This is a genomic window from Rhizobium sp. NXC14, from assembly GCF_002117485.1.
GTDB lineage: Bacteria > Pseudomonadota > Alphaproteobacteria > Rhizobiales > Rhizobiaceae > Rhizobium.
Genome location: NZ_CP021030.1, coordinates 2416914 through 2443609, shown reverse-complemented (window position 1 = coordinate 2443609; position 26696 = coordinate 2416914). Strand labels below are relative to the sequence as shown.

Genomic DNA, 26696 nt, shown 5'->3' with positions numbered 1-26696 from the left:
TTTGCATCGATAAAACAAATGTAGAACACGGACGGTTTTACCTTTTTCGTTCAAACGTTTGTGCGCCTATTGCGGGAATGGAACAAATAGGGTACAAACTCGACATTGCTTGAGCGGCTTCAATAACCTAAAGGTGGATCGGATGTCTCAGAATACATTGCGGCTGGTAGAGGACAAATCGGTGGACAAAAGCAAGGCGCTTGAAGCGGCACTCTCACAGATAGAGCGGTCGTTCGGCAAGGGCTCGATCATGAAACTCGGCTCCAATGAGAACGTCGTCGAGATCGAGACGGTTTCGACGGGCTCGCTTGGTCTCGATATCGCGCTTGGAATTGGCGGCTTGCCGAAGGGCCGCATCATTGAAATCTATGGGCCGGAAAGCTCGGGCAAAACAACGCTTGCGCTGCAGACCATTGCGGAATCGCAGAAGAAGGGCGGCATCTGCGCCTTCGTCGATGCCGAACACGCGCTCGATCCAGTCTATGCCCGTAAGCTTGGCGTCGATCTGCAGAATCTGCTGATCTCTCAGCCAGATACCGGAGAGCAGGCGCTCGAAATCACCGACACGCTGGTGCGCTCCGGCGCCGTCGACGTTCTCGTCGTCGACTCGGTCGCCGCGCTGACGCCACGCGCCGAAATCGAAGGCGAGATGGGCGACAGCCTGCCGGGCATGCAGGCCCGCCTGATGAGCCAGGCGCTGCGCAAGCTGACCGCGTCGATCTCCAAGTCGAACTGCATGGTGATCTTCATCAACCAGATTCGCATGAAGATCGGCGTCATGTTCGGTTCTCCGGAAACGACGACCGGCGGCAATGCGCTGAAATTCTATGCCTCCGTGCGCCTCGACATTCGCCGCATCGGCTCGGTCAAGGAGCGCGAAGAGGTGGTCGGCAACCAGACCCGCGTCAAGGTAGTCAAGAACAAGATGGCGCCTCCTTTCAAGCAGGTCGAGTTCGACATCATGTATGGCGAAGGCGTGTCGAAGACGGGCGAACTCGTCGATCTCGGCGTCAAGGCCGGTATCGTTGAGAAGTCGGGCGCCTGGTTCTCCTATAACAGCCAGCGTCTCGGCCAGGGTCGCGAAAACGCCAAGACCTTCCTGCGTGACAATCCGGATCTCGCCCGCGAGATCGAGCTGGCGCTGCGCCAGAATGCCGGCCTAATCGCCGATCGTTTCCTGCAGAATGGTGGTCCGGATGCCGATGACGGCGATGCTGCCGCGGAAATGTAATTTTCGCGCTTGAACTGATTTGAAATCTCAGCCGGCCGCATTCCCTCATCAGAATGCGGCCGGTTTTGTTTGTCGGCTGGACAGTGGCGGAGGCGAACGTTAAAAGCCGATGGATTTGAATTTATCTGCCTACGGCAGCATTGAAGGGCATAGAATGAGCGGCGTAAACGACATCCGGTCGACCTTCCTCGACTATTTCAAGAAGAACGGCCACGAGATCGTTCCGTCCAGTCCGCTCGTGCCGCGCAACGACCCGACGCTGATGTTCACCAATGCCGGCATGGTGCAGTTCAAGAACGTCTTCACCGGCTTGGAAAAACGTCCTTATGCAACCGCGACAACCTCGCAGAAATGCGTGCGCGCCGGCGGCAAGCATAACGACCTCGACAATGTCGGCTATACCGCGCGTCACCTGACCTTCTTCGAGATGCTCGGCAATTTCTCCTTCGGCGACTATTTCAAGGAGAATGCGATCGAGCTGGCCTGGAAGCTCGTGACCGAAGGCTTTGACCTGCCGAAACATCGCCTGCTGGTGACCGTCTATTCCGAAGACGAGGAAGCAGCGGCTTTGTGGAAGAAGATCGCCGGTTTCTCCGACGACAAGATCATCCGCATCCCGACCTCCGACAATTTCTGGCAGATGGGCGATACCGGACCCTGCGGACCCTGCTCGGAAATCTTCATCGACCAGGGCGAGAATGTCTGGGGCGGCCCTCCCGGTTCGCCTGAGGAAGACGGCGACCGGTTCCTGGAATTTTGGAACCTGGTTTTCATGCAGTTCGAGCAGACCGAGCCGGGGGTTCGCAATCCGCTGCCGCGTCCGTCGATCGACACCGGCATGGGTCTGGAACGCATGGCCTGCATCCTTCAGGGCGTTCAGAGCGTTTTCGATACCGATCTTTTCCGCACGCTGACCGGCACCATCGAGGATACGATAGGAGTCAAGGCGGAAGGCAGCGCCAGCCACCGCGTCATCGCCGACCATCTGCGTTCCTCGGCCTTCCTGATTGCCGATGGCGTGCTGCCGTCGAATGAGGGCCGCGGCTATGTGCTGCGCCGTATCATGCGTCGCGCCATGCGGCACGCCCAGCTTCTCGGCGCCAAGGAGCCACTGATGTACAAGCTGCTGCCGACGCTGGTGCAGGAGATGGGCCGCGCCTATCCGGAGCTCGTGCGGGCCGAGGCGCTGATCTCGGAGACGCTGAAGCTCGAAGAAGGTCGCTTCCGCAAGACGCTGGAGCGCGGCCTGTCGCTGCTGTCGGATGCGACCGCTGATCTCGGCAAGGGCGACATGCTGGATGGCGAGACCGCCTTCAAGCTTTACGACACCTACGGCTTCCCGCTCGACCTGACGCAAGACGCCCTGCGCGCTCGCGAGATCGGCGTCGACATAGCTGGTTTCACCGATGCCATGGAGCGCCAGAAGGCCGAAGCCCGGTCGCACTGGGCCGGCTCCGGTGAGAAGGCAACCGAAACCGTCTGGTTCGAGCTTAGGGAAAAGCATGGCGCAACCGAGTTCCTCGGTTACGACACAGAGAGCGCTGAAGGCGTGGTGCAAGCGATCGTCAAAGACAACGCCGTGGCCGACGAAGCCAAGGCCGGCGACAAGGTGCAGATCGTCGTCAACCAGACGCCTTTCTATGGAGAATCCGGGGGTCAGATGGGCGATACCGGCGTCATCTCCTCTGACCACGGCAAGATCGAGATATCGGACACACAGAAGAAGGGGGAGGGCCTCTTCGTGCATTCCGGCACGGTCGTCGAAGGTGCATTCAAGACCGGCGATGCTGTCGTTCTGACTGTCGACCATGCCCGCCGTTCGCGCCTGCGCGCCAACCATTCGGCAACCCACCTGCTGCACGAGGCACTGCGCGAAGTGCTCGGAACTCATGTCGCGCAGAAGGGCTCGCTGGTTGCGCCCGAGCGTCTGCGCTTCGACGTTTCGCACCCCAAGCCGATGTCGGCCGAGGAGTTGAAGGTCGTCGAGGACATGGCAAACGAGATCGTTCTGCAGAATGCCCCCGTCACGACCCGCCTGATGAGCGTTGATGACGCGATCGCCGAAGGCGCAATGGCGCTCTTCGGCGAGAAATACGGCGATGAGGTGCGCGTCGTTTCGATGGGCACGGGTCTGCACGGCGCGAAGACCGACAAGCCTTACTCGGTCGAACTCTGCGGTGGTACGCATGTGTCGGCCACCGGCCAGATCGGGCTCGTCCGTATTCTCGGCGAAAGTGCAGTCGGCGCCGGCGTCCGTCGTATCGAAGCCGTGACCGGTGAAACGGCGCGTGAATATCTTGCCGAGCAGGACGAGCGCGTAAAGACGCTCGCGGCGTCGCTCAAGGTGCAGCCGTCGGAAGTCCTGTCGCGCGTCGAGGCGCTTATCGACGAGCGCCGCAAGCTCGAGAAGGAATTGGCCGACGCCAAGCGTAAACTCGCCATGGGCGGCGGGCAGGGCAACTCGGCCGATGCCGTGCGCGAAGTTGCCGGCGTCAAGTTCCTCGGCAAGGCTATATCGGGCGTCGACCCCAAGGATCTGAAGGGCCTGGCCGACGACGGCAAGACCAGGATCGGCTCCGGCGTCGTCGCCCTTGTCGGCGTGTCCCACGACGGCAAGGCGAGCGCAGTGGTTGCGGTGACGTCGGATCTCGTTCAGCGCTACAGCGCTGTCGACCTCGTCCGCATCGCCTCGGCTGCTCTCGGCGGCAAGGGGGGCGGCGGCCGCCCCGACATGGCCCAGGCCGGCGGCCCCGACGGATCGAAGGCTGATGACGCCATAGAGGCCGTGGCTTTGGCGCTCGCCGGCTGATCATCAGATCTGCGGGATTTTCAAACGGCGGAGGCTCGGCTTCCGCCTTTTTTCGTTTCAGCTTCCGCAGCAGGTCCGCAGGATTTGTCAATTCGATATATGGTTGTCTGTGGTCGTTCGGTTTGCATAAGGCTTTGACATGAACGGCGGCACGGCATGGGCGCTTTACGAGACCCGTCTAAGACGGGTTTCGGCCTACATTCACGACCATCTCGATGAAGAGCTGGATATGGAACGTCTGGCCGAGATCGCCTGTTTGTCGAGCTATCACTGGCACAGGATTTACCGGGCGATCTATGGCGAGACGCTGGCGGCCACCGTCAAGCGGCTCAGGCTGCATCGCGCCGCGGGCGAGATCGTCCGCACGGAGCTTGCCGTCAGTGATATTGGGAAGCGATCAGGCTATCCCAATCTCCAATCTTTCAACCGCATCTTCAAATCGGTCTATGGCATGCCGCCGGCGCGCTACCGGAAAGAGGGAGGCCATGCAGCGTTCCAACCCTCACCTAACGGAAAGTCAAAAGTCGTGTTTGATGTTACCTTGCGGCAGATCGAGCCGATCGAGCTGATCGGCGTCGCCCACACCGGTTCCTACATGCAGATCGGCAAAGCCTTCGAAACATTGTTCGGCACGCTTTACGCCCGCGGCCTTGCCAAGCCGGATATGCGGATGATCGGCGTCTATCTCGACGATCCCGACATCGTGCCGGCCGAAAAACTGCGCTCCATCGCCTGCGTCACCAGCACCCCAGGAGTTCCCACCGAAGCGCCGTTCGAGCGACATAGGATCGAGGGTGGCAACTATGCCGTCCTGCGCCATAAGGGTCCTTATGCGGACATGTATAAGGCCTATCAGTGGCTTTATTCCGAATGGCTGCCGAACTCGGGACGACAGTTGAAGGACAGTGTCATGTTCGAGGAATATCTCAACAATCCGCGCGATGTGCCGCCGACAGAACTGATGACGGATATTCACATGCCGCTTGCCTGACGGCTGGATCCCGGCGCGGCGTTCCGGACGTCGCGCCGGATTGACAGTCAGGCAGCCTGCATCGTCTTGCCGGCCTCGTCGTCCAATGCGTTCGCGCGTTTGTAGGCCTCGCGCTCGCTGATGCGGCCGAAATAGTCGATGAAGGCCTGGCGCTTTTCGATGCTGCCAAAGCCGAGACCCCAGCCGATATGCGCACCCACATAGACGTCGGCGGCGGTAAAGCGCTCGCCGGTGACGTAGGTCGATTGGGAGACCGCCATCTCAAGTGTATTCATGACGTCGCCGAAACCGCCGCAACCGGCCATGCGTAGGCGTTCCGCAGGGATTTCGAAGCCGAGCGCCTTCATCGTTACCGCCGATTCCAGGGGGCCGGCAGCAAAGAACATCCAGCGGTAATAGCGGGCGCGTTCCTCCGGCCTCGGCGCCAGGCTCTTTTCCGGGAAAGTTTCTGCCAGATAGGCGCAGATCGCTGCACATTCGGTGACGACGGTGTCGCCGTGGCGGATTGCCGGCACTTTGCCCATCGGATTGACCCGAAGATATTCCGGCGCCTTCATGGTTTCGCCGAAAGTCAGCAGCTCGGTACGATAGGGCTGGCCGATCTCCTCCAGCATCCAACGCGCGATGCGGCCGCGCGACATCGGGTTCGTATAGAATACCAGCTCTTCGCTCATGACGTCCTCCTCGTGACGCTGTTGTGCGGAATCAATAGCGCGGCGAAGTCTTTGTGCAAGCCCGGAGCTAGAGCGCTTTGCGGTACTGGATGAAACCCGAGCGCTCGGCGATCCTGTCGTAGAGGCGCCGCGCGGTCGCATTGCTTTCATGAGTCATCCAGTAAAGCCTGCCGGCACCCGTTGAGCGGGCAAGCTCGGCGACGCCTTCGATCAGCGCGGCTCCGGTGCCGAGCCCGCGTTGACTGTTTTCGACATAGAGATCCTGCAGATAGCAGGTCCATTGCGGCAGCCAGCAGGACCGATGGAAGATGGCATGCACGATGCCGACGAGGCGGCCGTCTTCGTCGAAGGCGCCAAGCGCATGCATGGGTTCGTCGGGATCGTGGAAGCGAGCCCAGGTAAGATCGGTCGTCTCGGCCGGGATAACCACTTCGTAGAACCGCTGGTAAGCTGCCCATAACGGCTCCCAGGCGGCACGATCTGAAGGTTTGAGCGGGTGCACGGTCACCGTCATTTTCTCTCCCAAATGAAATCGGCGGGGAAATCCCCGCCGTTCAATGCTATTGCGAAAAGACGGGCTTACGCCATTGCCTTCTGCAGGTTCTGATCGATCTTGTCGAGGAAAGCGGTGGTCGAGAGCCACGGCTGATCGGGGCCGATCAGCAGCGCCAGGTCCTTTGTCATGAAACCGGATTCGACGGTGTCGACGCAGACCTTTTCGAGCGTCGAAGCGAACTTGGCAAGTTCGGCATTGTCATCGAGCTTGGCGCGGTGGGCGAGGCCTCGGGTCCATGCGAAGATCGACGCGATCGAATTCGTCGAGGTTTCCTGACCCTTCTGGTGCTGGCGGTAGTGGCGGGTGACCGTGCCGTGAGCCGCTTCGGCTTCAACCGTCTTGCCGTCCGGCGTCAGCAGAACCGAGGTCATCAGGCCGAGCGAGCCGAAGCCCTGGGCGACGGTATCGGACTGAACATCGCCGTCATAGTTCTTGCAGGCCCAGACATAACCGCCGGACCACTTCAGGGCCGAAGCGACCATGTCGTCGATCAGGCGGTGTTCGTAGGTGATGCCGGCTTCCTTGAACTGATCCTTGAATTCGGTCTCGTAGACTTCCTCGAAGATGTCCTTGAAGCGGCCGTCATAGGCCTTGAGGATGGTGTTCTTGGTCGAAAGATAGACCGGCCACTTGCGCATCAGGCCGTACATCATCGAGGCGCGGGCGAATTCGCGGATCGATTCATCAAGGTTGTACATGGCCATGGCAACCCCGGCGCCCGGCGCGTTGAAGACTTCCTTTTCGATGACGGTGCCGTCTTCGCCGACGAACTTAATCGTCAGCTTGCCCTTGCCTGGGAATTTGAAGTCGGTGGCGCGATACTGGTCGCCGAATGCATGGCGGCCGACGACGATCGGCTGCGTCCAGCCGGGAACGAGGCGCGGCACGTTGCGGCAAATGATCGGCTCGCGGAAGATGACGCCGCCGAGGATGTTGCGGATCGTGCCGTTCGGGCTCTTCCACATTTCCTTGAGGTTGAATTCCTTCACGCGGGCTTCATCAGGCGTAATGGTCGCGCACTTGATGCCGACACCGTACTTCTTGATGGCGTTGGCGGCGTCGACCGTGACCTGGTCGTTGGTGGCGTCGCGATTTTCGACCGAGAGGTCGTAATAGTCGATGTCGAGGTCGAGATACGGATGGATCAGCTTATCCTTGATGAGCTGCCAGATGATGCGCGTCATTTCATCGCCGTCGAGATCGGCGACGGGATTAGCGACCTTGATCTTCTTCATGTATCTGCCTCGTTAAGCTTGGAAGGGGATATTGCCCCGGCTGGGTGATGTAATCCGGAGCGCTATAGCATTGTGAGCCGGGAACGCAAAGCTGCAACGGGCAGGGACATGACGTTTTTGCCTCCATTGCCAAGTGCTGGAAAATGGCTACCCTCCGCCGCCTGAGCCCCGAGTCCCGGACATTTACCATGATGAAGATCGCCGTTCTGTTCGCCGGCCTGCTTGCCGCCGGGTCTGCCGCACCTGGCCTCTCGCTTGCAGCTGACGCGGCAGCGCCGGTGAAGGAAATCATGAAGGACACGCAGACGAACTGGGCGAGCGACGCCAGCGACTGGATCGATGTCTTCGAGGAAAGCATGCTCGGCCGGCTCTACAGCAAGGATTTCAGCGACAAGTACAAAGCAGCCGCTCAGAACCCCGCTGCGGACGAGGATGGCATTTCTCCCTTCGACTATGACGTGATCGTCAACGGGCAGGATGCCTGCCCCCTGCAGGATCTCTCTATCGAAAACGGCCAGCCGGCAAACGGCACGACAGAGGTGACTGTGAAATTCAAGGCAGCGACTTGCCTGGAAGGCGCCCCCAACAGAGATGACTTTACGACGGTGCGTTTCGAGGTAATCGAGGAGAATGGCAAATCCGTCGTCGACGACATCATGGTTCAGGGTGAGGAGGGGCAGGGGCCGATCTCGCTCAAGGCTACCATGGCGCAGATTGCCAACGGCCAGTAAGCGAGACATTCGAGCGGCGGTTTGATTTCCGCTCCCGCGGCGGTATCTATCGATCGTCATGGCATGAGGGGCTCATGCATTTGTCTTCCAAGTTTCAGTTTCGCGACTGGCTGCTTGCCAACGATCCGGCGCTGTCACGCCTTCGCATGGCGACGCGGGTGACATTGACCATCGTCCTTTCGGTCTTGATCCTGCTTGCCATCCAGGCGCTGATCGCACCATTGCCGAGGGCCGCCTTCGGCCTCGGTATCGTTCTGTCGATCGAGGGCGGGGTGGCTGTGCGCGACAAGGGCAATTCGCGCCAACTGGTGACGCGGCTTCTCGGTTGTGGCGCAAGCATTGCCGTTGTGGGCATCGCGGCCGGGCTGGAGGATCACCGATTTTTCTCCGATCTCGTCTTTCTGGCAGTGATCGCGCTGGCGTCAGCCGCACGGGTGTTCGGGCCCCGCGGCTTTGCGATCGGCATGTTCGCTTTCACCTCCTATTTCATGGGCGCCTATTTCCAGCCGTCGTTTGCCGAGCTGCCTGAAGTGGCGTTCGGTCCAATTGTCGCGGTGCTTGTCGGCCATGTGGTGAGGGCGGTGCTGCTGCCGGACGATTGGCGGCGCGATCTACTGCGCTCGCTCGAAAGCGTCCGCGGCCGGATCAACCACATCCTCTTCAAGCTTGCTGCCGTTGCCGGCGGCGATGTCGGCGACGACGACCGGCAGGAGCTGCGCCAACTGGAGGATCGGCTGAAGGAGGCGGTGCTGATGGCCGAGACCTTCATCCCGCGTCCGCCCGGGGGCGTGTTCGACGGCGCCGCAGATTCGGCCGCGGAGCTGGCGATCCGGCTCTTCGATGCCCATCTTGCCGCTGAAAGCGCAATCGTGCTGAGCGTTCAGAGCCCGCCGCCCTTTGCACTCGTCCACGCAGTGATCGAAGCGGATACGGCGGAGCTGGCAAGATATGAGGGTATGGCCGACGCCATCAAGGATCAGCCGCAGGGTGAAACCATGCGGGCGCTTCTCTGGCTCGGTGAGGCGCGGCAGCAACTGAGCGAAGTGATCAACCAGGGTCAGGCCCACTTTTTTTCCAGTATCGATGCGGCCGAGGACACCGGACAATCCCCGATGGTCGATTTTTCGTTGGCCAACCCGCTGCTGAGAGCAGCGTTGCAGATCACGATCGCCGCGGCGATCGCCATGAGTTTCGGCCTGCTTTTGTCGCGCGAGCGTTGGTTCTGGGCAGTGCTTGCCTCCTTTCTGGTCTTCACCAACACCAATTCGCGTGGTGATACGGCGATGAAGGCGCTGTCGCGTTCACTCGGCACCGTGCTCGGAATTGCCATGGGCCTCGTGCTTGCAACGCTCATTTCAGGCCAGTCGGCGATCGCCATTCCAGTCGCGGTCATCTGCATCTTCCTCGCCTTTTATTTCCTGCAGGTTTCCTACGCGACGATGACCTTCTTCATCTCGATCGTGCTATGTCTGGTCTACGGCATGACCGGCGTGCTGACGCTCGATCTCCTGAAGCTGCGTATCGGCGAGACCATGATCGGGGCGGCGGCCGGAACGGCGGTCGCTTTCCTCGTTTTCCCCACCCGCACGCGCGGCGCGCTCGATACGGCGCTCGACCGCTGGTTCCTGGCGCTGCGCGCCCTGCTCGATGCGATCGGCGACGGTGGCAGCCCGCCCGCTCGGCTCCTCCTGGTCGGTGGTGACGCGGCCGGGCCAAATCCGCCAAACGCTGGCGATCTTCCTCTCCAGCACCTATTGGGCACGCATCCTGGCGAAGAATTACGAAGCGACGGCTGTCACTGATCAGGAGAAGCTGATCGCTGCGGATCTGGCGCTGATCGATGATGCTGCGCCACGCGGCTCTGCTTGTTTCTTCATCAAGCGCAAGGCGTCGCGGACGACGGGACGGCATTTGCCAGTGTCGCGAGAAGGCGCCCGGGTGGGGCTCGAAATGATCGGTTCGGCGCTGGAAAGGCTCTATCCGCAGGCCGACACCTTGCCGTTTGCGTCGGGCGAGGCTATTGCGCGCTCAAAACAGGGATAAGACCATGGCAGGCACGAACAGCGAGCGTCAACTTATGGCCGAAGGGCCAGCCATCATTCTGGTCGAGCCGCAGATGGGTGAGAATATCGGCATGGTGGCGCGCGCCATGGCGAATTTCGGCCTTGCGGAACTGCGCCTCGTCAATCCGCGCGACGGCTGGCCGAACGAGAAGGCGCAGGCGACTGCCTCCAAGGCCGATCACGTGATAGAAGCGACGAAGGTCTATGACACGCTGGAGCAAGCGATTGCCGACCTCAATTTCGTGTATGCAACGACGGCGCGCAGCCGCGACAACTACAAGCCTGTGCGCTCACCGGTTTTTGCCGCGCAGACGCTGCGCACAAGGTTCCGGGCGGGCGAGGCAACAGGTATTCTCTTCGGCCGCGAGCGTTGGGGGCTGACCAATGAAGAAGTAGCGCTGGCGGACGAGATCGTGACCTTTCCGGTCAATCCCGCCTTTGCCTCGCTGAATATTGCTCAGGCAGTGCTTCTGATGTCCTATGAATGGATGAAGTCCGGCATGGAAGATCTGGAGGCCGTGCCGTTCCAAGCGCTCGAGCAGCGGCCTTCCACCAAGGAGCAGCTCTTCGGCCTGTTCGACCAGCTGGAAGAAGCGCTCGATTCGCGCAACTATTTCCATCCGCCCTCGAAAAAGCCGAAAATGGTCGACAACCTTCGCGCTGTTCTCTCCCGCCGGGCCTTCACCGAACAGGAAATCAGCGTGTTGCGCGGCGTTATCTCCTCCCTCGATCGCTTTTCGCGTAACACTCCGCGTAAAGGCGGTTCCACCAGATCCGGCAAGGAAGCGCCAACCGATGACAGCGCCGACCAATGAGCTGAAGCCCGTCCTCGTCTTCGATTCGGGCATAGGCGGGCTGACCGTGCTGCGCGAGGCGCGTGTGCTGATGCCGGAGCGCGGCTTCATCTATGTCGCCGACGATGCCGGCTTTCCCTATGGTGGTTGGGAAGAACAGGCGCTGAAGGAGCGCATCATCGGGCTCTTCGGCAAGCTGCTTCAGGAGCATGATCCCGAAGTCTGCATTATAGCCTGCAACACCGCTTTCACGCTCGTCGGCGCCGACCTGCGCGCCGCCTTTCCTCAGATGACCTTCGTCGGCACCGTGCCGGCGATCAAACCGGCGGCGGAGCGGACGCGTTCGGGGCTGGTCTCGGTGCTGGCAACCCCGGGTACCGTGAAGCGAGCCTATACGCGCGACCTCATTCAGTCCTTCGCGCAGCAATGCCACGTGCGTCTTGTCGGCTCGGAAAACCTTGCCCGCATGGCCGAAGCCTATATTCGCGGCGACGCCGTATCCGACGAGGCCGTGCTCGCCGAGATCGACCAGTGCTTCGTCGAGAAAGAGGGTCACAAGACCGATATCGTGGTGCTTGCCTGCACGCACTATCCCTTCATGGCAAATCTCTTCCGCCGGCTTGCACCCTGGCCGGTCGACTGGCTCGATCCGGCCGAGGCAATCGCGCGGCGCGCCCGCACGCTGGTGCCGCTGGTTGCCGATGCCGTGCATCCGGATAATTTCGACTTTTCAGTCTTCACGTCAGGCAAGCCCGATTTTGCCACGCGGCGGCTGATGCAGGGATTCGGCCTGAGGGCGTGAGCGGAATTGTCCTGTGAGTTGGCGAAATTCGGCCCTGAAAAACTGTCTATTCTTTGATAGACGGAGTGTTGCCGTTTCGGAAGAATGGCACTTCATTCATGTGAGTCTCTTCGCCGCGAGGATCAGCATTGCAGGTTGGCATCGATATGGGATTGGCGTCCGGCGCTCCGGCGACGCTCGATATCGAGGAGCTGCTGGCGACCCGTCTGCTCGTGCAAGGCAATTCAGGCTCCGGCAAATCGCATCTCCTCCGCCGTCTACTCGAGCAATCAGCCCAATGGGTGCAGCAGGTCATCATCGATCCCGAAGGTGATTTCGTCACCCTCAGCGACAGGTTCGGCCATATCGTCGTCGACGGCGAACGCACCGAGGCGGAACTGGCAGGCATCGCCAACCGCATCCGCCAGCATCGCGTTTCCTGCGTTCTGACGCTCGAAGGTCTCGATATCGAGCAGCAGATGCGCGCTGCCGCCGCCTTCCTCAACGGCATGTTCGATGCCGATCGCGAATATTGGTATCCCGTTCTGGTCGTCGTGGACGAGGCGCAGATGTTTGCGCCGTCGGTCGGCGGAGACGTCTCGGAAGATGCGCGCAAGATGTCCTTGGGCGCGATGACCAATCTGATGTGCCGCGGCCGCAAGCGCGGTCTTGCTGGGGTGATCGCGACGCAGCGGCTCGCCAAGCTCGCAAAGAACGTCGCGGCCGAAGCTTCGAACTTCCTGATGGGCCGCACCTTCCTCGATATCGACATGGCGCGCGCAGCCGACCTGCTCGGCATGGACCGGCGCCAGGCGGAAATGTTCCGGGATCTGAAGCGCGGCAATTTCGTCGCCCTCGGGCCGGCCCTGTCCCGCCGGCCGCTGCCGATCCAGATCGGTGCGGTGGAGACCTCAGCGCGCTCATCGAGCCCCAAGCTGATGCCGTTGCCCGATGCGCCGCAGGATGTGGAAGACCTGATCTTCACGCCTGACCCGGAGGAATTTCAGCGCCCGATCATGCGTCGCGCGCCGCCGGCGCCGCGGCCGACGACCGATATCCTGGCGGAACTCTCGCGCTCGACGCCGGCCGCATCCCCAGCGCCGGTGGAGGCGAGGGCGAGCCAGGTGGAGATCTCCCCCGAGGAACGGGAGGAGCGCCTGGCCGGCGTGCTTGCCGAAATTCTTGACGATCCCGCATCCGGCTTTCGCACCGACTCCGTACTCTACCAGGATTTTCTCGTCCGGCTGCGCATGCGCCGCGTGCCGGGACCACCGATCGCGCTGCCGGATTTTCGAAGGCGCGTGGCGATCTCCCGCTCCGGAGTCGATGCGGCGACGGCCGGAACGGAGGCCTGGGCAACGGCACTGTCGCTATCGGCGCGAGTCACCGACGACCTGCAGGGCGTCTTCCTGATGCTCGCCAAGGCCGCGGTCTGCGATGAGCCGTGCCCGTCGGACGCACGCATCGCCCGCGCCTATGGCACCCATTCCGCACGCCGCGCCCGCCGTTTGCTCGGCTATTTCGAGGAGCAAGGCATCGTCGTCGTGCATACGGATTTTTCCGGCAAGCGCATCGTTGCTTTCCCAGACATGAATTGCCAGACGGCACCTGGCGACGCAAACGCGCCGGATACTGGCGATCAGCCTCTGGCTGCGGAATAGTAGCCTTACCGCACTACGGCGCTGTTGACATTTTCATGACGGGCCTCTAAAGACCGGCCCAAGCACCGGGCAGCAATGTCCGGTGTTTCATTTGACATGTCCCGTGGATCGTTTCTGTTCGCGTAACCGAAACGTCCTGTCAGGCCTCGGAAGAGGTCAGAGGAGGGCGTGTTTCCTTCGCGCGGTTTGGCAACAAGCCGGCATAAACCTTTGAAAGGAAATACGATGAGCAAGCGCGAATCGTCCAAGTATAAAATTGACCGCCGTATGGGCGAAAATATCTGGGGCCGTCCGAAGTCCCCGGTGAACCGCCGCGAATACGGCCCGGGCCAGCACGGCCAGCGCCGCAAGGGCAAGCTGTCGGACTTCGGTGTGCAGCTGCGCGCCAAGCAGAAGCTCAAGGGTTACTACGGTGACCTGCGCGAGAAGCAGTTCCGCGCGATCTTCGCCGAAGCCGCCCGCCGCAAGGGCGACACCTCGGAAAACCTGATCGGTCTGCTGGAATCCCGCCTCGACGCGATCGTCTATCGCGCCAAGTTCGTTCCGACGGTCTTTGCTGCCCGTCAGTTCGTCAACCATGGCCACGTGACCGTCAACGGCGTCCGCGTCAACATCGGCTCCTACCGTTGCAAGGCTGGCGACGTCATCGAAGTTCGCGAAAAGTCGAAGCAGCTGGTGACCGTTCTGGAGGCCGTCAGCCTCGCTGAGCGTGACGTGCCCGACTATATCGAAGTCGATCACAACAAGATGGTCGCCACTTACGGCCGCGTTCCGACCCTCAGCGACGTTCCGTTCCCGGTCGTCATGGAACCGCATCTGGTCGTCGAATTCTATTCGCGTTAAAAAACCAGGCGTTTCGCATATGGAAAAGCCGCTCTTTCGGGCGGCTTTTTTGTTATCCGGAGAGAAGCGATGGCGGATTTGCAGGCGACCCTTGATAGCATCTACAGCGATATCCTGCCGCGTATCGGCGAGGGCAAGGTCGCCGATTATATTCCCGAGCTTGCCAAGGTTGATCCACGGCACTTCGGCATGGCGATCGTCACCGTCAACGGCCAGGTCTTTCGTGTCGGCGATGCAGACATCTCCTTCTCGATCCAGAGCATATCCAAAGTCTTCATGCTGACCTTGGCGCTCGGCAAGGTGGGGGAGGGCCTGTGGAAGCGCGTCGGGCGCGAACCATCGGGATCGGCCTTCAATTCGATCGTGCAGCTCGAACATGAGAGCGGCATCCCCCGCAATCCCTTTATCAATGCCGGCGCGATCGCCGTCACCGACGTCGTCATGGCCGGCCATGCGCCGCGCGAGGCGATCGGCGAGCTGCTGCGTTTCGTGCGTTATCTTGCCGATGACGAGTCGATCACCATCGATGACAAGGTGGCGCGGTCGGAGACGCAGACCGGATACCGCAACGTTGCGCTTGCCAATTTCATGCGCGCCTATCGCAATCTCGACCATCCCGTCGACCACGTACTCGGCGTCTATTTCCACCAATGCGCTCTGTCGATGAGCTGCGAGCAACTGGCGCGGGCGGGGCTGTTCCTGGCGGCGCGCGGCAGCAATCCGATGACCGGTCACTCCGTGGTCTCGCCGAAGCGGGCGCGGCGCATCAATGCGCTGATGCTGACCTGCGGCCATTATGACGGCTCGGGCGACTTTGCCTATCATGTCGGCCTGCCCGGCAAGAGCGGCGTCGGTGGCGGCATTTTTGCGGTGGCGCCCGGCATCGCCTCGATCGCGGTATGGTCGCCGGGGCTGAACAAGGTCGGCAATTCACAGCTTGGCGCCGTGGCGCTTGAGATGCTTGCGGCCCGCACCGGCTGGTCGGTTTTCGGCGATTGAGACTGTGTTGCCGGATGACTTTCTGCTAAGGCAGGCAGACTTTCGATAGGACGGAGCAATGAATATCGCAGCCAACATCGCTGATGATCCGGAGACTGGCGAAATCGACGACGGCGCAGGCCCTGCACTCTTTGCCGATGCGCCACGTTCGGTCTCCTTCAACAAGCTGCGCAAGCGCCTGCTCAGGCAAGTACGTCAGGCTTTCGACGATTTCGACATGCTGAAGGGGCAGAAGCGCTGGCTGGTTGGCCTTTCCGGTGGCAAGGATTCATACGGTCTCTTGGCGCTGCTGCTTGATCTCAAATGGCGCGGGCTGCTGCCCGTCGAGCTCTTCGCCTGCAATCTCGACCAGGGACAGCCCAACTTTCCAAAGCATGTGCTGCCGGATTATCTGACGAAGATCGGCGTCCGGCATCGCATCGAATATCGCGACACCTATTCTATCGTGAAGGAGAAGGTGCCCGAAGGCGCCACCTATTGCTCGCTCTGTTCGCGGCTGCGGCGCGGCAATCTCTACCGCATCGCGCGGGAGGAGGGCTGCGACGCCTTGGTGCTCGGCCATCACCGTGAGGACATTCTCGAAACCTTCTTCATGAATTTCTTCCACGGCGGGCGGCTTGCCTCGATGCCGGCAAAACTTCTGAACGACGAGGGCGACCTGATGGTGCTTCGGCCGCTCGCCTATGCCGCCGAGGACGATCTTGCCAGGTTTGCCGTCGCCATGCAGTTCCCGATCATCCCCTGCGATCTCTGCGGCTCCCAGGACGGGCTGCAGCGCAATGCCATGAAGGACATGCTCGCCGATATCGAACGGCGCATGCCTGGACGCAAGGACACGATGCTGCGGGCGCTTTCGCATGTGAACCCGTCGCATCTGCTCGATCCGAAGCTCTTCGACTTTTCCAGCCTTGGTGTCACCGATCCTTCATGAAAGGCCGGCTAAGCAGGCTGGCTCTTTGCATGAAGGACAGCAATTCGCATGACTATTTCAGATCAGGATATTCTCTTTCTCGGCGAATGCGTGAGGGAGGCGGCGCGCGCGGAAATCATGCCGCGCTTTCGCAACCTCGGCGATACGGATGTTTCTGAAAAGACCTCGGCGACCGATCTGGTGACGCAGGCGGATCTGCTCGCCGAACATCGGATCACGGCCGCCCTGAATGAGCGTTTTCCCGCGGCGCTCGTCGTCGGGGAGGAGGCCTATGACGCCGACAAGTCGGTGGTGCCGGCACTTGCCGATGCCGAGCTTGCCTTTGTCATCGATCCGGTCGACGGCACGTTCAATTTCGCCGCCGGGCTTCCCGTCTTCGGAACGATGCTCGCGGTGACCGTCAGGGGCGAAACCGTCGCCGGCATCATTCACGATCCAGCTCTCGGCGATACAGTGACGGCGATCAAGGGGGCAGGCACCTTTCTGGTTCGCCAGGATGGACAATCGAGCAGGCTGAAGGTGGCTGAGCCTGCCGCCTTGAACCAGATGGTCGGCGGCATGTCGTGGGGCCATATGGAAGAGCCCGATCGCTCGCGCATCTGCGCCAACATGGCAAAGGCCCGGATGACCTTCGCTTTCAATTGCTCGGCCTATGAATATTGGATGGTCGCGTCCGGCAAGCTGCATTTCATCGGTCATTCGAAGCTGATGCCCTGGGATCATCTGGCCGGCGTGCTCGCGCACCAGGAGGCCGGCGGCCACACGGCGAAATTCGATGGCACGCCTTATCGTCCTGGCGAGACGGCGGGCGGCATCATCTCTGCGCCTGATCAGGAAAGCTGGCAGCTGATCCGGCGCGAGATCGTCGGCAGCTGATAGGCCTCGGACGAAGTGAAGGATTTGATATGACAACGACTGTTGATGTGAGCGTTCTTGCCGATCTTTTGCGCCTCGCGGCAAAGGCCGAGATCCTGCCGCGTTTCCGCCGGCTCGGCCGGGACGAGGTGCGTGCCAAGAGCGAGGCGACCGATCTTGTCACCGAGGCCGACGAGCGGGCCGAGCGGATGATCAAGGCGGAAGCGCAACAGCTCTGGCCGGACGCGCTGTTCCTCGGGGAAGAGTCGGTCGCGGCCGACCCGGCGCTGCTTGGCAGGCTTGCCGATGCCGATCTCGCGATCGTTGTCGATCCGGTCGACGGGACGTTCAACTTCGCCGCCGGCATCCCGGCCTTCGGAGTTATGGCCTCCATCGTTTCCGGCGGCGAAACCATTGCCGGCATCATCTATGATCCGATGGGGGATGACTGGGTGATGGCGGAGAAGGGCGGCGGCGCCTGGCTCCGCAGGCCGGATGGCGAGGCGCAGCGACTGCGCGCGGCAGAGCCTGTCGCGCTTGATCAAATGGTCGGCATGGCTTCGACCGGCTATCTCCCGCAGGAAAAGCGCGCCGAGGTCCTTGGCAATCTCGCCAAAGTTCGTTTCCTCACCAACTACCGCTGCGCGGCTCACGAATACCGCACCTTCGCCGGCGGGCACGTCCATTACCTGATGTACAATAAGCTGATGCCTTGGGATCACCTTGCCGGCGCACTGATTTCGCAGGAGGCCGGCGCCTACGCCGCCCGCTTCGACGGCTCGCCCTATCTGCCGCAGCATCTCGATGGCGGGCTGCTGGTTGCGCCCGACAAGGCTTCGTGGGACATGCTCCGGCGTGAGGTGTTGACGATCTGAAGCCGATGAAAGGTCGGCCAAGGCATTGGCCGCACCTGCCATCGCTTACCCGTAGAGCTTCTCCATAAGGAAGTTTTCCAGATACTGCCCGCGCTTCTCGACGATTTGCTCGGTTATCACGCGGAACCCTTTGCGTTCAAAAAACGGTCGAGCCGTCCGGCTGGCTTCCGTGTGGATCCGCTTGAGCCCGAGTTTCGAAGCTTCCTCCTCGACCCTGTACAGCAGGCGGCTTGCGACGCCGCACCCCTGAAATTCGGGGTGCACGAACATCATATCCAGGCACCCGTCGCCGGTCAGATCAGAAAATCCGACAGGTTCTCCGTCGATTTCCGCAATCCAGGCAGGCCGGCTGATCCTTCGTTCCGCCCATAGGCCGCGATCCGCTACCTTTGCCCAGGCTTCGATTTGAGCAATGGAATAATCTTTCGACGAGACCTCCCGAATGGCGCGCAAGAATATCTCGATTGTCGCATCCGCGTCACCTGCTACGTAGGGCCTGATCAGAATTCGGTCGTTCATCGAGGATTCCTTGAAACGATCCGACGCGCTTGCTTCAGAAGTGGGCCGCACCCGGTTCGAGCTGCGGACTATCGCCCGGATGCGTGAAGAGCTTGCCGTTCTCGGCCCAGAGCGTGGCTGCGATCGTCAGCAGGCCGAACAGTGCGAAGCCGCCGAAGAGCGGCTGAACCGTGCCGTTGAACATCTGGCCGACCAGGCCGCCGAGGACGGCGCCGAAGGTCGTCGATACGAAGCCGGTGACGGCGGTCGCCGTGCCGGCGAGATTGCCCATCGGCTCGAGGCTGATGGCGGTGAAATTGGTGGCGATCACGGCAAACATCATCAGGACGATGGTGAAAATGGCGTACGCGATGGCGAAATCCGGCTTGCCCGCCAACGCGATGACGAAGCCGAGGGCCGACAGTGCCGTGAATATCAGAAGGGCGGCGTGCGAGATCCGACGCATGCCGAACTTGCGAACGAAGAAGCCATTGGCGAAATTGGCGACGGCGATGCCGCCGGCGGTAGCCGCAAAGGCAATCGGCAGCCAATCGCCGAGGCCGTAGACTTCGCCGAAAACCTGTTGCACCGAAATCACATAGGCGCTGATGACGCCGGTGAACATGGTCAGACCGATCATGTAGCCGCAGGTGATGCGGTTGGTAAGCACGGTCTTGAAGCCGTCCGCGACGGAGCCGACCGACAGCGGCAGGCGTTCTTCCGGGGGCAGCGATTCCTTCAGCCTGAGAAGAGCCCAGACGAACAGGATACTGGCGACGGCGCCGAGCAGGATGAAGATCCAGTGCCAGTTGGCGTAGAGGATGATGAGCTGGCCGACCGAAGGCGCGACGATTGGCACGATCATGAAGACGATCATCACGTAGGACATGACCCGGGCCATCTCGCGGCCGCCGAAGCAGTCGCGGACGATGGCCATGGTGGTGATGCGCACCGCCGCGCCGCCCACGCCCTGAACGAAGCGCATGAGGAGCAGCATTTCGAAGCTCCCTGTTGCGGCGGCTGCAAACATCGCGACCACATAGCAGGCAAGGCCGCCGAGCAGGATGTTGCGGCGGCCGAACGTGTCGGAAAGGCTGCCGAAGAATATTTGCGAGACGCCGAAGCCGAAGAAGAACACGCCGATGATGAGCTGGGCGTCGTTGGCGTTGGTGACGCCGAGGGAATGGCCGATATTGGGCAATGCCGGCAGCATGCTGTCGATAGCCATGGCAATGCTGGCGGTCATGACGGCGATGGTGACGACGAATTCGCCGAAACCCATGCCGATGCGGCGGGACCCCTGGTTTTCCTGGTGCGGTTTATGCGGCGTCATGCGGTGAAATCCTGGATGGGGAAGGGACCGGCCGTTCACACGGCCGGATTGTGCTGATGGAAGAGCCGGCCCTTCTCGGCGATCAGCACGAAGACAAGGCCGATGATCGAGACGATGAAATAACCGGCGACCATCGGCAGCGCCGTGCCGTCGAAAGCCTGGCCGATGCCGGCGCCGATAAGGGCGCCGCCGACCGTGCTCATGAAGCCGAGAACGGATGAAGCGGTGCCGGCGACGTGCCCGAGCGGCTCCATGGCAAGCGAATTGAAGTTCGAGCCGATCCAGCCGAACTGGAACATGGCAAGCCCGAAGAAGGAGATGAACAGTGCAAACGGCATGGGCTCGGAGCTTGCCATCTGGACGATCAGCCAGATGGTGTTGATGGCGATGAAGCCGAGGAGCGAGCCGTGTGACAGGCGGCGCATGCCGAGCTTGCCGACAAAACGGGAATTGAAGAAGGACGACAGCGACATGAAGATCGCCACGCCGGCAAAGGCGAACGGGAAATAGACGCCGAGGCCGTAGATGCCGACATAGATCTGCTGGGCGGAGTTGATGAAGCCGAACAGCGCACCGAAGATGAAGGTGCTGGCGATGGTATAGCAGAGCGCCACGCGGTTGGTCAGCACCAGCTTGAAGGCGCCGAATATCGAGCGGGCGGTGAAGGGGCGGACATTCCGCGGATGCAGGGTTTCCGGCAGGCGGACATAGGCCCAGACGCCGATCGCCGTCGCCATTGTGGCGATGAAGAGGAAGATCAGGTGCCAGTTGCCGAAGAACATGACGACCTGGCCGGTGCCGGGCGCAATCACCGGCACGATCATGAACACCATCATGATGAGCGACATGACCTCGGCCATCTGTCGGCCGCCATAGATGTCGCGGACGATTGAGATGGTGATGACGCGGGTGGCAGCCGAGCCGACGCCCTGGATGAAGCGCAACACCAGAAGGCCTGCGAAGGAGGGAACGAAAACGATTCCGATGGCGGACGTGATATAGACTACGAGGCCGATCAGCAGCGGCGTGCGGCGGCCGAAGCGGTCGGAGAGCGGACCGTAGAAAAGCTGGGCGCAGCCGAAACCGAGCAGATAGGAGGAGACGACGAATTGCCGGTGATTCTCGCTTTCGACTCCGAGGCTCGCGCCGATCTGCTGCAGCGCCGGGAGCATGATGTCTATGGCAAGTGAGTTGATGGCCATCAGGAAGGCGGCAAGCGCGATGAACTCACGCTTGCCCATGGGCAGGCGGCCCGCGGACACGGCTTGTGATGAATCTGTCACAATGAAATTCCCATAAACAGGCCAAGGCGCTGCTCACCGCAGCGCCTCGGACTCGAGAAACAGATTTGGAAACCGGGCGGACGTCCGGTGACCGGTCAGGCGGCGCCGCGAACGGTGACGCCGTTTTCCTGGAGATGCTGCTGCAGTTCACCGGCCTGGAACATTTCCCGGACAATGTCGCAGCCGCCGATGAACTCGCCCTTTATGTAAAGCTGCGGAATCGTCGGCCAGTTGGAATAATCCTTGATGCCCTGGCGGATTTCCGAATCGGCGAGCACATTGATGCCCTTGTAGTCGACGCCGATGTAATCGAGAATCTGCACGACCTGGCCGGAGAACCCGCACTGCGGAAACTGCGGCGTGCCCTTCATGAAGAGGACGACGTCGTTGCTCTTGATTTCGTTGTCGATGAATTCGTGAATGCCGCTCATGGGATCTGATCCTTTCAACAGGCGAGTTAAAGGCCCGCCGTTTCAATCGTTTCCCTTAGATAGCATGTGACAACAGGAATTCCAGCCGCCCGATCCAAAAAAAGACCAATGTGGTCAGACCACTTTGGGATTGTTGCCGTTGCGTTACGGCCGAAGTGTTGCCGCGCGTCTTAGACCCGACGCTGACGGCTGCGGCCAGCGGCGGTACGGCGCTTGCTGATCTGTTTGCGGGCGGGCTTGCGCTTCGGCGTCTTGCGGGCAGCCGTCGTGGTTGCGGCAGGGCGCGCCTTGCGCCTCCTGCGCTTCGTCGTGACCCGGCCGGTGGTTTTCTTCAGAATTTCCTTCAGTACGCTATCGACGACGCCCGATATCAATTCTTTGACAAGATCAGCCACAAAACCCCTCCATTCGCCGCGAAAACAACGTGGCTGCTATTGAATTCCAGAAGAGTTCGGTTAGCAAGGCGCCTTTGAGATCATGCCTGCTTTTTGGCGATATCAGTGACCGGCAGCCGGATCGCAGCAACAGACCGGTCTTTGGCCGGGCGGAACAGCGAAATGAAATTGATAAAGAAGCGGGTCGTCCTGCATTTCCCAGGCTTCGAGCCGCTCGACGGCCTTGCCCACCGAGCGCGGTACGAACGCTCAGCCAGACAGAGTGCTGCCGTCTGGGGCTACTCGGTCGAAACCGGCGCGCCGGAGGCGGGAAGCGATCCTCTCAGCTTCGAGGTCACGACGGGCAGCGCGGGAGCCTATGAGGCGGCGCCTGCGGCGCAGACCAGTTCCGCCGGCTGGCGGACGAAGAGCCGGATCCACATGGTTGATCACGACATGCTCGTGCGCGGGCTGCGCATCCGCAATACGCTGAGCCGGATCATTGCAGGCTTTCGAAGCTGCGCCGAGATCATGCTGGAAGGTGGTATGCGGGGATATTTCAGGCATGCGTGGCGTTTCGGCCTGTTCTTCCTTTTTCCGTTCCTGCTGACGGCGCTGGCAATCGTGCTGACGGCCGAGATCGTTATACTGCCCTATAGTCTCGGCTTTTCCGCCTGGCACGTGCTCTGGAGCGGGCCACTGGCGCTTTGCTTCTTCATCTTCGCCTTCCTGCCTTTTTCCGAGCGTTTCCATACGCTGCATCTTTTTGCCGATTGGGAAATGGCAGTGGCGCTCGGCCGTATGGATCGGGCCGACTTCAACGACTGGCTGGAAGAGCGGGCGACGGCGGTGCGCACGGCGCTCGCCGAGGAGGCGGACGAGTACGTGATCTCCTCGCATAGCATGGGATCGAGCGTCGCCGCCCATGTGATCGGCATATTGCTTGAAAGGGAGCCGGAGATCTTCAAGGGCAGGCGCGTCGTGTTTGCCACACTCGGCAGCGCCATTCTGCAATGCGCCCTGCTGTCATCGGCAAGCCTGCTTCGCGCCCGCGTTGGCCTGATCGCCCGCTGTCCGGAGATCTTCTGGCTTGACGTGCAATGCCTGACGGATTCGATCAACTTCTACAAGGTGCCGGTTGTGGCCGTCTCCGGCCATGCAGATGCGCCGCCGGCAAAGATCCTTCTTATCCGCGTCAAGCAGATGCTGACGGGTGAACATTACCGGAAGATCCGCAAGGACCAGCTGCGGGTCCATCGGCAATATGTGCTAGGCCCAGATCTCAAGGCGTCCTTTGATTTCACCCTGATGACGTCAGGACCGATGCCGGCCTCTGTCTTTGCCTCTCCGGAACAGAATAAGCTGCCGGCTTGAAGGCTGGCCTCCAGCGCTGTTGGCTGGTTACGATATTGCCGATCTGATCCCGCCACAGCCAGCACGCGTCCAAGAGCCGAGGACGTTACTTTACGGCGCTCCAGCGCTTGCATTCAGACGGTGTACGAAATCCGCAAAGAAGGCTGAGGCATGAATGGCTCTTCGGTGGACGGCGATCGTCTGGGGAATTTCAGAGAACGCTCCCTCCACCAGCCGGAAGCCGGTAATTCGCTCCAAACTCTGAACGAGGAATTCGGTCAATCCTGCAGCCGCGTCGCACTGCGATCTGACAAGACGATCGATTGCAGCTGCCGGACTGTCAGTATGCGAGACAGTAGCTTTTTCAAGAATACGCTCGAGCTGCTTCGTATAGGCGGCGCTTTTTGCGGAGGCTATCCGCACTCCCTCAGCATCGACGTCTCCGACGGTTCGAAACGCCGAGCCCTCCGGCACCAAATAGGTCGCTCTGACGGAAATGTAGGGAGGTGAAAAGGAGAACCGATCGGCTCTCGAGGGGTCCGAGGCAATAAAAGCAATGTCCCACTCGCCGCGATCCGCAGCGGCGAGGATGTCGGCGGCTGAGCCGTACTGGATCAGCGACAGGCCGCAATCCAATTGCTCGGCAATCTTGTGACCGATCTGAGCGCTTGGGCCGACCAAGGCGCCGGCCTGATCGTCCCAACGGACCAACGCTGCATTCGACATGTTGACGGCGGCCCGGATTATGCCCGCCGGTGCTATCTCGGACAGAACTTTCTCGCGCGTCGACATCGGCGCGAACTCCTAAGATGCAAAGCGGGCTGCGAGCGCCTCCGATCCTCTTGCAAGGAGGGCGACGTCTACGCCAACGGCGGTGAACAACGTCCCGAGCGAAATGCAGCGGGCGGCGAAAGTCTCGTCCGGCGTGAGGATGCCTGCCGGCTTTCCGAGAATTTTCAGGCGTCCGATCGCATCTTCGATCGCCGCGACCACCTCGGGGTGTCCCGGTTGTCCAGGATGGCCAAAGCTGGCCGCCAGATCGGCGGGACCGATGAAGACACCATCGACGCCTTCGACCGCTGCGATCGCCTCCAGCCGACCGAGTGCCTCTCGGGTCTCGACCTGCAGAAGCAGGCAGATCTCCTGTTCGGCAACCCGCGCGTAGTTCGGCACGCGCCCGAAGCGGGTGGCGCGCGTCAAGGCGGAGACCCCGCGAACCCCGTCCGGCGGATACCGTATGGCGGCGACCGCTGCCTTCGCTTCCTCCTCGTTCTGCACATAGGGAATGAGGAGCGTCTGGACGCCGATGTCCAGAAAGCGCTTGATCAGCACGGGATCGTTGAATGCCGGGCGTACGACTGGGGAAACGTCGTAAGGCGCGACCGCCTGCAATTGCGGCAGGACGGTAAGGACGTCGCTTGGAGAGTGCTCGGTATCGAACAGCACCCAGTCGAAGCCCGAGGGCGCGACGATTTCTGCCGCGTAGCTTCCGGGAAGGCCGCACCAGAGACCGATCTGGCTCTGACCGGCTCTCAATTTTCGTTTGAAGTGATTGATAGGAAGTTCCATCGGCGCCTCACACGAACGAGACGCCGATCGAGCCGACCGGACCATAGTCGGCTTGGATGACATCGCCCTTGGCTATGTCCACCGGGCGAGTAAACGAGCCTGCAAGAACGATCTGGCCCTTCTTCAACCCGGCTCCGACGGCATGAAGCTTGTTCACAAGCCAGGCGACGCCCGCGGCCGGATGCCCCATGATAGCTGCTGAAACACCCGATTCTTCGATGATGCCGTTTTTTGAAAGGGTCGCGCCAACCCAGCGGATGTCAATATCCATTGGTCGGATGATACGACCACCAACGACGATCGCTCCAAAAGCAGCGTTGTCGGCGATCGTATCAGTGATCGCTCTGGGTACCTCGGTTCGGTAATCGATGATCTCAAGCGCAGGGACGACAAACTCCGTTGCGCGCATGACATCATAGATCCGAGTCCCCGGTCCCTCGAGATCCTCACCCATCACGAAAGCGAGTTCGACTTCGAGGCGAGGCTTGATAAAGAGCTCCGCTTTGATCTGCGCTCCGTCGTTAAAAAGGGCGTCGTCGAGAATGACGCCGTAGTCGGGCTCCGTCATTTTCGAGGCCATCTGCATCGCCCGCGATGTCAGTCCGATCTTATGACCCGCGATTCGCGCCCCCTTTGCAATCCGGGCCTGCGCCCAGAGTGCTTGGATCTCGTAAGCGTCTTCAAGTTCCAAATTCGGATATGTCCTGCTCGGCTGGACGATCGGCTTGCGTTCGGTTTCTGCCTTCAGCAGTGCGTCGGCTGCCGCCTGGCGTTCCTTTTCGGTAATCATGATGTGGCTCTGCTGGTTTCGTTATTTGATCGGGGGACGCGGCAGGATGGCCTCGCCCGGCTCCATGACGTAGGTGTAGTCGAGCGAGAACCAGGGCCCACTGACGTCCGTATCGGATGGGTGCGGCTCGACATGACGGACAAAGTCGCCTGTCAAAGCCGCGGTGACGCCGAACTGCACATCGGAATCAATGTTCGGATCGCTCGGGTCGAAGACCTGGGAAATGAGGGTTTTGTATCCCTGTTTGAAGATCAGCGCGTGCAGATGAGCAGGTCGGTAGGGGTGGCGGCCTTGCGCTCGGAGAAGCCGACCTACGACCCCGTCGACAGGTATGGGATAGCCCACCATCTTGACCGTTCTAAACCAGAACCGACCCTCGTCGTCCGTAGTGAACTTGCCGCGCAGGTTCATTTCCGCCTGATCAGGATCCTGGTTCTCGTAAAGGCCGACAGGTGAGGCGTGCCATACGTCGACCTCGGCGCCCTGGATGGGCTTACCTCCTCGATCAACCACCTTCGCGTGGACGAACAGGGGTGTTCCCGGCGTTTCCGAGCGGATGATGGTTCCGCCGTTCTCGACCCGCGGAGAGTTGAGCCGCCAGAAGGGCCCGAGCAACGACTGTGACGTCTCGGTCTGCCCGTTGTCGCCGTTGTTGAGCAGGCACACGAGCGACGAGACGCCAAGCGATCCGGCCATAAGCACGAACTCATTGTGGCTGTCGGTCTGCAGTTGCCCAATTTCGTTGAGGATGGCGGTCGCTTCGCGAAACTCGACTTCCGACAGTCTGACCTCCCGCACGAATGCGTGGAGGTGCTTCACCATTGCAACGAGGATCTCCCGGAGCCGTGGATCCCTGGTGCGGTTCATCACGGCGAGAACGGCAGGCGTCAACTCGCTTTCGGTTCTAATTACCATCAGGCTACCTCCCAATGAGGTTCGACTATCAGAATAATCGATTATTTGTCAACCTGAGACCGGGCGATCAATGCTATGGGCGGAGGAACAGGTGTGGTATTTTTTAGTTAATCTATTGAAT

General features: G+C 60.9%; 25 protein-coding genes and 1 pseudogene. 14 read left to right on the top strand and 12 right to left on the bottom strand.

The window, feature by feature from the left end; all coding sequences use genetic code 11:
- Positions 1-142: 142 nt before the first annotated feature.
- The 3 genes from recA (at position 143) to NXC14_RS12090 (ending at position 5031) form a co-directional block, all read left to right on the top strand.
- Positions 143-1231, top strand: a complete 1089-nt coding sequence (gene recA, locus NXC14_RS12100) for a recombinase RecA (RefSeq protein ID WP_085780083.1) — start codon at positions 143-145, stop codon at positions 1229-1231.
- A 154-nt stretch (positions 1232-1385) separates the two neighbouring features.
- Positions 1386-4040: an alanine--tRNA ligase gene (gene alaS, locus NXC14_RS12095; RefSeq protein WP_085778344.1), complete on the top strand. Its 2655-nt coding sequence runs from the start codon at positions 1386-1388 to the stop codon at positions 4038-4040.
- A 139-nt stretch (positions 4041-4179) separates the two neighbouring features.
- The gene (locus tag NXC14_RS12090; RefSeq protein ID WP_085778343.1) at positions 4180-5031 is read left to right on the top strand and encodes an AraC family transcriptional regulator; all 852 of its coding nucleotides are present in this window, start codon (positions 4180-4182) and stop codon (positions 5029-5031) included.
- Between the two features lie 47 nt (positions 5032-5078).
- Here the strand turns inward: NXC14_RS12090 and NXC14_RS12085 are convergent, their stop codons facing one another.
- The 3 genes from NXC14_RS12085 to NXC14_RS12075 all read right to left on the bottom strand — a co-directional run bounded on the left by NXC14_RS12085 (position 5079) and on the right by NXC14_RS12075 (position 7496).
- Positions 5079-5705 (bottom strand): glutathione S-transferase family protein, encoded by a 627-nt coding sequence (locus NXC14_RS12085; RefSeq protein WP_085778342.1) that lies wholly within the window; start codon positions 5703-5705, stop codon positions 5079-5081.
- Between the two features lie 67 nt (positions 5706-5772).
- Complete coding sequence (locus tag NXC14_RS12080; protein ID WP_085778341.1) at positions 5773-6219, bottom strand: GNAT family N-acetyltransferase; 447 nt, start codon at positions 6217-6219, stop codon at positions 5773-5775.
- A gap of 65 nt (positions 6220-6284) precedes the next feature.
- The gene (locus tag NXC14_RS12075) at positions 6285-7496 is read right to left on the bottom strand and encodes an NADP-dependent isocitrate dehydrogenase (protein WP_020921416.1); all 1212 of its coding nucleotides are present in this window, start codon (positions 7494-7496) and stop codon (positions 6285-6287) included.
- Between the two features lie 188 nt (positions 7497-7684).
- Here NXC14_RS12075 and NXC14_RS12070 point away from each other — a divergent pair, with 188 nt between their 5' ends.
- The 10 genes and pseudogenes from NXC14_RS12070 to NXC14_RS12025 all read left to right on the top strand — a co-directional run bounded on the left by NXC14_RS12070 (position 7685) and on the right by NXC14_RS12025 (position 18029).
- Positions 7685-8227: a hypothetical protein gene (locus tag NXC14_RS12070; RefSeq protein WP_085778340.1), complete on the top strand. Its 543-nt coding sequence runs from the start codon at positions 7685-7687 to the stop codon at positions 8225-8227.
- A 74-nt stretch (positions 8228-8301) separates the two neighbouring features.
- Positions 8302-10270: pseudogene (locus tag NXC14_RS12065) on the top strand (FUSC family protein).
- A gap of 4 nt (positions 10271-10274) precedes the next feature.
- A complete protein-coding gene (locus NXC14_RS12060) occupies positions 10275-11105 on the top strand; it encodes an RNA methyltransferase (RefSeq protein WP_085778339.1) in 831 nt (276 codons plus the stop codon).
- Positions 11086-11886 (top strand): glutamate racemase, encoded by an 801-nt coding sequence (gene murI / locus NXC14_RS12055; RefSeq protein WP_085778338.1) that lies wholly within the window; start codon positions 11086-11088, stop codon positions 11884-11886. Before NXC14_RS12060 ends, murI begins: the two co-directional genes overlap by 20 nt.
- A 128-nt stretch (positions 11887-12014) precedes the next feature.
- Positions 12015-13526, top strand: coding sequence for an ATP-binding protein (locus tag NXC14_RS12050; RefSeq protein WP_085778337.1), 1512 nt, complete (start codon positions 12015-12017; stop codon positions 13524-13526).
- A 225-nt stretch (positions 13527-13751) separates the two neighbouring features.
- On the top strand, positions 13752-14369 hold the full coding sequence (gene rpsD, locus NXC14_RS12045) for a 30S ribosomal protein S4 (protein WP_064685423.1): 618 nt from the start codon (positions 13752-13754) through the stop codon (positions 14367-14369).
- 69 nt (positions 14370-14438) lie between these two features.
- Positions 14439-15368 carry a glutaminase gene (locus NXC14_RS12040; RefSeq protein WP_085778336.1) on the top strand — a complete coding sequence of 310 codons (930 nt, stop codon included), beginning with the start codon at positions 14439-14441 and terminating at the stop codon, positions 15366-15368.
- Between the two features lie 58 nt (positions 15369-15426).
- Complete coding sequence (ttcA, locus tag NXC14_RS12035) at positions 15427-16299, top strand: tRNA 2-thiocytidine(32) synthetase TtcA (protein WP_085778335.1); 873 nt, start codon at positions 15427-15429, stop codon at positions 16297-16299.
- Positions 16300-16347: 48 nt separating this feature from the next.
- The gene (locus NXC14_RS12030; protein WP_085778334.1) at positions 16348-17175 is read left to right on the top strand and encodes an inositol monophosphatase family protein; all 828 of its coding nucleotides are present in this window, start codon (positions 16348-16350) and stop codon (positions 17173-17175) included.
- A gap of 29 nt (positions 17176-17204) precedes the next feature.
- Positions 17205-18029, top strand: a complete 825-nt coding sequence (locus NXC14_RS12025) for an inositol monophosphatase family protein (protein WP_085778333.1) — start codon at positions 17205-17207, stop codon at positions 18027-18029.
- A gap of 45 nt (positions 18030-18074) precedes the next feature.
- Here NXC14_RS12025 and NXC14_RS12020 read toward each other — a convergent pair whose 3' ends face one another.
- The 5 genes from NXC14_RS12020 to NXC14_RS12000 all read right to left on the bottom strand — a co-directional run bounded on the left by NXC14_RS12020 (position 18075) and on the right by NXC14_RS12000 (position 21969).
- A complete protein-coding gene (locus NXC14_RS12020; RefSeq protein ID WP_085778332.1) occupies positions 18075-18548 on the bottom strand; it encodes a GNAT family N-acetyltransferase in 474 nt (157 codons plus the stop codon).
- Between the two features lie 34 nt (positions 18549-18582).
- The gene (locus NXC14_RS12015) at positions 18583-19860 is read right to left on the bottom strand and encodes a multidrug effflux MFS transporter (RefSeq protein WP_085778331.1); all 1278 of its coding nucleotides are present in this window, start codon (positions 19858-19860) and stop codon (positions 18583-18585) included.
- Between the two features lie 35 nt (positions 19861-19895).
- Positions 19896-21101 (bottom strand): multidrug effflux MFS transporter, encoded by a 1206-nt coding sequence (locus NXC14_RS12010; protein WP_085778330.1) that lies wholly within the window; start codon positions 21099-21101, stop codon positions 19896-19898.
- A gap of 137 nt (positions 21102-21238) precedes the next feature.
- Positions 21239-21574, bottom strand: coding sequence for a Grx4 family monothiol glutaredoxin (gene grxD / locus NXC14_RS12005; RefSeq protein ID WP_011425564.1), 336 nt, complete (start codon positions 21572-21574; stop codon positions 21239-21241).
- Between the two features lie 170 nt (positions 21575-21744).
- Positions 21745-21969, bottom strand: coding sequence for a hypothetical protein (locus tag NXC14_RS12000; protein ID WP_085778329.1), 225 nt, complete (start codon positions 21967-21969; stop codon positions 21745-21747).
- A 162-nt stretch (positions 21970-22131) separates the two neighbouring features.
- Here NXC14_RS12000 and NXC14_RS11995 point away from each other — a divergent pair, with 162 nt between their 5' ends.
- Positions 22132-23322 carry a hypothetical protein gene (locus tag NXC14_RS11995; RefSeq protein WP_085778328.1) on the top strand — a complete coding sequence of 397 codons (1191 nt, stop codon included), beginning with the start codon at positions 22132-22134 and terminating at the stop codon, positions 23320-23322.
- A 90-nt stretch (positions 23323-23412) separates the two neighbouring features.
- On the opposite strand, the gene NXC14_RS11990 is transcribed toward NXC14_RS11995, so the two are convergent.
- The 4 genes from NXC14_RS11990 to NXC14_RS11975 are packed head-to-tail and all read right to left on the bottom strand — an operon-like array spanning position 23413 to position 26575.
- Positions 23413-24093, bottom strand: a complete 681-nt coding sequence (locus tag NXC14_RS11990; RefSeq protein ID WP_085778327.1) for a transporter substrate-binding domain-containing protein — start codon at positions 24091-24093, stop codon at positions 23413-23415.
- Positions 24094-24105: 12 nt separating this feature from the next.
- Positions 24106-24870, bottom strand: a complete 765-nt coding sequence (gene hpaI, locus NXC14_RS11985) for a 4-hydroxy-2-oxoheptanedioate aldolase (RefSeq protein ID WP_085778326.1) — start codon at positions 24868-24870, stop codon at positions 24106-24108.
- Positions 24871-24877: 7 nt separating this feature from the next.
- Complete coding sequence (gene hpaH, locus NXC14_RS11980) at positions 24878-25660, bottom strand: 2-oxo-hept-4-ene-1,7-dioate hydratase (protein WP_085778325.1); 783 nt, start codon at positions 25658-25660, stop codon at positions 24878-24880.
- A gap of 21 nt (positions 25661-25681) precedes the next feature.
- Entirely contained in the window at positions 25682-26575 is an 894-nt protein-coding gene (locus tag NXC14_RS11975) for an intradiol ring-cleavage dioxygenase (RefSeq protein WP_085778324.1), read from the bottom strand.
- Positions 26576-26696 lie beyond the last annotated feature (121 nt).

Excerpts from the sequence above, each read along its gene's own strand:
- recA (WP_085780083.1), top strand. The coding sequence starts at position 143 with ATGTCTCAGAATACATTGCGGCTGGTAGAGGACAAATCGGTGGACAAA.
- alaS (WP_085778344.1), top strand. The coding sequence starts at position 1,386 with ATGAGCGGCGTAAACGACATCCGGTCGACCTTCCTCGACTATTTCAAG.
- NXC14_RS12090 (WP_085778343.1), top strand. The coding sequence starts at position 4,180 with ATGAACGGCGGCACGGCATGGGCGCTTTACGAGACCCGTCTAAGACGG.
- NXC14_RS12085 (WP_085778342.1), bottom strand. The coding sequence starts at position 5,705 with ATGAGCGAAGAGCTGGTATTCTATACGAACCCGATGTCGCGCGGCCGC.
- NXC14_RS12080 (WP_085778341.1), bottom strand. The coding sequence starts at position 6,219 with ATGACGGTGACCGTGCACCCGCTCAAACCTTCAGATCGTGCCGCCTGG.
- NXC14_RS12075 (WP_020921416.1), bottom strand. The coding sequence starts at position 7,496 with ATGAAGAAGATCAAGGTCGCTAATCCCGTCGCCGATCTCGACGGCGAT.
- NXC14_RS12070 (WP_085778340.1), top strand. The coding sequence starts at position 7,685 with ATGATGAAGATCGCCGTTCTGTTCGCCGGCCTGCTTGCCGCCGGGTCT.
- NXC14_RS12060 (WP_085778339.1), top strand. The coding sequence starts at position 10,275 with ATGGCAGGCACGAACAGCGAGCGTCAACTTATGGCCGAAGGGCCAGCC.
- murI (WP_085778338.1), top strand. The coding sequence starts at position 11,086 with ATGACAGCGCCGACCAATGAGCTGAAGCCCGTCCTCGTCTTCGATTCG.
- rpsD (WP_064685423.1), top strand. The coding sequence starts at position 13,752 with ATGAGCAAGCGCGAATCGTCCAAGTATAAAATTGACCGCCGTATGGGC.
- NXC14_RS12040 (WP_085778336.1), top strand. The coding sequence starts at position 14,439 with ATGGCGGATTTGCAGGCGACCCTTGATAGCATCTACAGCGATATCCTG.
- ttcA (WP_085778335.1), top strand. The coding sequence starts at position 15,427 with ATGAATATCGCAGCCAACATCGCTGATGATCCGGAGACTGGCGAAATC.
- NXC14_RS12030 (WP_085778334.1), top strand. The coding sequence starts at position 16,348 with ATGACTATTTCAGATCAGGATATTCTCTTTCTCGGCGAATGCGTGAGG.
- NXC14_RS12025 (WP_085778333.1), top strand. The coding sequence starts at position 17,205 with ATGACAACGACTGTTGATGTGAGCGTTCTTGCCGATCTTTTGCGCCTC.
- NXC14_RS12020 (WP_085778332.1), bottom strand. The coding sequence starts at position 18,548 with ATGAACGACCGAATTCTGATCAGGCCCTACGTAGCAGGTGACGCGGAT.
- NXC14_RS12015 (WP_085778331.1), bottom strand. The coding sequence starts at position 19,860 with ATGACGCCGCATAAACCGCACCAGGAAAACCAGGGGTCCCGCCGCATC.
- NXC14_RS12010 (WP_085778330.1), bottom strand. The coding sequence starts at position 21,101 with ATGGGCAAGCGTGAGTTCATCGCGCTTGCCGCCTTCCTGATGGCCATC.
- grxD (WP_011425564.1), bottom strand. The coding sequence starts at position 21,574 with ATGAGCGGCATTCACGAATTCATCGACAACGAAATCAAGAGCAACGAC.
- NXC14_RS11995 (WP_085778328.1), top strand. The coding sequence starts at position 22,132 with ATGAAATTGATAAAGAAGCGGGTCGTCCTGCATTTCCCAGGCTTCGAG.
- NXC14_RS11990 (WP_085778327.1), bottom strand. The coding sequence starts at position 24,093 with ATGTCGACGCGCGAGAAAGTTCTGTCCGAGATAGCACCGGCGGGCATA.
- hpaI (WP_085778326.1), bottom strand. The coding sequence starts at position 24,870 with ATGGAACTTCCTATCAATCACTTCAAACGAAAATTGAGAGCCGGTCAG.
- hpaH (WP_085778325.1), bottom strand. The coding sequence starts at position 25,660 with ATGATTACCGAAAAGGAACGCCAGGCGGCAGCCGACGCACTGCTGAAG.
- NXC14_RS11975 (WP_085778324.1), bottom strand. The coding sequence starts at position 26,575 with ATGGTAATTAGAACCGAAAGCGAGTTGACGCCTGCCGTTCTCGCCGTG.